Annotated in this window: 5 protein-coding genes; 4 read left to right on the top strand and 1 reads right to left on the bottom strand. The window is 69.7% G+C overall.

Annotation, left to right across the window (positions count from 1 at the left end; all coding sequences use genetic code 11):
• Positions 1 to 314: 314 nt before the first annotated feature.
• Positions 315 to 593, bottom strand: coding sequence for a GlsB/YeaQ/YmgE family stress response membrane protein (locus ACWGIU_RS34330; protein WP_453712016.1), 279 nt, complete (start codon positions 591 to 593; stop codon positions 315 to 317).
• 210 nt (positions 594 to 803) lie between these two features.
• On the opposite strand from ACWGIU_RS34330, the gene ACWGIU_RS34325 reads away from it, so the two are divergent.
• From ACWGIU_RS34325 to ACWGIU_RS34310, 4 genes are all read left to right on the top strand, one after another.
• The gene (locus ACWGIU_RS34325) at positions 804 to 1,799 is read left to right on the top strand and encodes a magnesium and cobalt transport protein CorA (RefSeq protein WP_453712015.1); all 996 of its coding nucleotides are present in this window, start codon (positions 804 to 806) and stop codon (positions 1,797 to 1,799) included.
• A 170-nt stretch (positions 1,800 to 1,969) separates the two neighbouring features.
• Positions 1,970 to 2,383: a phage holin family protein gene (locus ACWGIU_RS34320; RefSeq protein ID WP_453712014.1), complete on the top strand. Its 414-nt coding sequence runs from the start codon at positions 1,970 to 1,972 to the stop codon at positions 2,381 to 2,383.
• Positions 2,380 to 2,754, top strand: coding sequence for a DUF3618 domain-containing protein (locus tag ACWGIU_RS34315; RefSeq protein ID WP_453712013.1), 375 nt, complete (start codon positions 2,380 to 2,382; stop codon positions 2,752 to 2,754). The genes ACWGIU_RS34320 and ACWGIU_RS34315 overlap by 4 nt, the downstream gene beginning before the upstream one ends.
• Positions 2,751 to 3,005 (top strand): DUF4235 domain-containing protein (locus ACWGIU_RS34310; protein ID WP_453712012.1); only part of this gene is annotated, 255 nt, incomplete at its 3' end. The genes ACWGIU_RS34315 and ACWGIU_RS34310, both read left to right, overlap by 4 nt.

The raw sequence follows: 3,005 nt of genomic DNA, 5'->3' as shown, positions 1-3,005 counted from the left end.
ACGGCGCCGACCAGCTCCTCGCGACCGTGGGCATCGCCACGGACGGCCCCGGCCTCGCCCTCGGCGAGGGCGCCACGGCGGTCGTCGAGACCGTCGCCGCCGTCCTGGCCGAGCACCGGGCCTGGGACAGGTTCCCGCCTGCCGTATGACCGTGCCCAGGACGCGGAACGGGCCCCCCGCCGCGTGGTGGCGAGGGGCCCGACGCCGGCCCGCGGGCAGCGGATGGTCGTAGAGACCCCGTGCCACGCGAACGGCTCCTCCCTCGCCATGGGGGGGAGCCGTTCGCCATGGACCCCGCATCATGCAGTGCGGGATCAGGCGTGCCGGTGGGAGCGCCGGTTCCCGGTGGCGAGGCGGTAGAGAGCCAGGAGGATGATGGAACCGACGACGGCGGCGATCCAGGTGGACAGGTCGAAGAAGCCGTCGATGGAGTCGACGCCGAAGATCACCTTGCCGAGCCAGCCGCCGAGCAGGCCTCCCGCGATGCCGATGAGCATGGTGATGATGATTCCGCCCGGGTCCTTGCCCGGCATGATCGCCTTGGCGATGAGGCCGGCCAGCAGCCCGATGAGGATCCAAGCGATGATGCCCATGATTGCGTCTCCTGCCGTGCGTCGTAAGGTCGGTGTCAAATCGCTTCTGCGCGCTGCTCGCGATTCCAAACGTAGGACGCTGCGCGGGAAGTGGGTACGGACTGCTCGGCCGACTCGGTGCCGCGCGTAGACAGACGCCGAGGCCGGAGCCACGGCCGTGACCGGCCTGGGCGGACGCATGAATTCGGGGTTTCGGCGCAGGCGACGCGTATGGAATGCGTGGTGTACGAGGAGCGGTCGGGCCGGTCGGAGACGGTTGAGTGCGGCCTTGAGGACGAGGCGTGCCGACTGGTGCTGAAGCGGTTGCGCGGGCTGGGCGAGGGCGAATTCGGATGGGTGCGTCTGGTGGACCCGGCCGAGGAGGAATTCATGCAGCTGGCCGCGGAGCTGGGCCTGCACCCCCTGGCAGTCGAGGACGCCGTTCAAGCGCGTCAGCGCCCGAAGAGAGAGCGCTTCGGCGACGTTCTGGCGGTCGCGCTGAAGACCCTTTGGTACGTCGAGGAGGAAGCGGCGGTGGAGACGGGCGAGTTGATGCTCTTCGTCGGTCGCCGCTACGTGCTCTCCGTCCGTCACGGCGAGGTGGATCCGGTGGCCGAGGCAGCCCGCCGCCTGGATGCCGACCCGTCCATGCTGCGCTTCGGCCCCCTGTCGGTTCTGCACGCCGTCCTGGACGTGGTCGTCGACGCCTACAGCGAGGCCGCCGAGACGGTGCGCGCCGCGCTCGACCGGCTGGAGGACCAGGTCTTCTCCTCCACACGCGTCGACCACACCGAGCACATCTACTCCCTGAAACGAGAAGTCCGCGAGTTCCGGGACGCCGTACAGCCCCTGGTTCCCGTCCTGTCCGGACTGCTGAGCGGCCGGGCCGAGGAGGAGCCTGCGGCGAAGGTCGTGCCCTACTTCCGGGATGTGGCCGATCACCTGCACCGCACCGACACCGAGGTGCGGACGCTCGACGAACTGCTCAACTCGGTTCTCGATGCCCAGCAGGCCCGGGTGGGCACCTGGCAGAACGACGACATGCGGCGCATCTCCGCCTGGGCTGCCATCTTCGCGGTCCCCACCATGGTCGCCGGCGTCTACGGAATGAACTTCGAGCACATGCCGGAGCTCGGCTGGAGCTACGGCTATCCACTCGCCGTCGGCCTCATGGCAGTGGCGTCGGGCTTCCTCTACCGTGCGTTCCGCCGCAACGGCTGGCTCTAGAGAACCGGATGCGGGAGCCGCGAGACGAGTACGGAAAGCCGCTGAGCATGAGGGTCGACGGCCTGCGCCGCTGCGCGCGCAAGAGCATGGCCATGGGCGTGGGTGCCCGCTCGTTTACCGGGTAGGCGCACCACGACCACCCCGTGAGCATCGTGAAGGGGAGACTGCGCATGAGCACGATCGAGCGGCACACCCACACCTCGGATGAATCCGTGAGCGCGCTGGTCTCGCGCGCGTCCCAGCAGATTTCGGACCTGGCCCGCGAGGAGATGCAGCTGGCGCGGGCGGAAATGACTCAGAAGGGGAAACGCTTCGGGAAGGGCGGCGGGCTCTTCGGCGCGGCGGGACTGATCGGAGTCCTGGCAGCTCAGGCCCTGGTCGCCACCTGCATCGCGGCCCTCGCACTGGTACTCCCGGTGTGGGCGTCGGCCCTGATCCTGACTGCGGTGCTGGCAGCGGTTGCCGCAGTGACCGCCTTGGCGGGGAAGAAGCAGATCGCCGAGGCCGGCGCCCCCGTCCCGGAGCAGACCGTCAACAGCGTCAAGGCCGACCTGGCCGAGATCAAGGGGAAGGCCCACCGATGATCGACGAACGGCGAGCCGATGGCGGCACGCGCAGCCCCGACGAGCTGCGCGAGCGGGTCGAACGCACCCGTGAGGAACTCGGGCAGACCATCGAGGCGCCGGCGGGCAAGGCCGACATCGCGGCGCAGGCGAAGGAGAAGACGGCCGCGGTCAGCGAACACGCCGCCGAGAAGACCGCCGCGGTCGTGGGCCGGATCCGCGGGAGCACCTGGCATGCCGTGCAGCTCCTGAAGGACACCACACCCGATCCGATTCTCGACAGGGCCGACCAGGCCGCGAGGCTGGCCCGCGCGAACCGCAGGCCGCTGCTCCTGGTCGGCGTGGCCATGGTCGTCTTCCTGCTGGTGCGGCGCAGCCGCGCATGCCGATGAACGCGGCCGAGATCGCCTACAAGCCGTTCGGGCCGGCCCTCGGAGCCGTCAGTGGCATGATCGCGGGTGCGGCGTTCAAGCAGGTCTGGAAGAGCGTCGAAGGCGAAGGCGACGCTCCCGGCGCCACGGACGAAAACCGTTCCTGGCGGCAGATCCTGATCGCCGCCGCACTCCAGGGCGCGATCTTCGCCGTGGTCAAGGCCGCTGTCGACCGCTCGGGTGCCGTGGCCACACGGCGCGTGACGGGAACC

It is taken from the genome of Streptomyces sp. NPDC054840, assembly GCF_053611065.1.
This window is presented reverse-complemented; position numbering and strand designations above follow the sequence as displayed.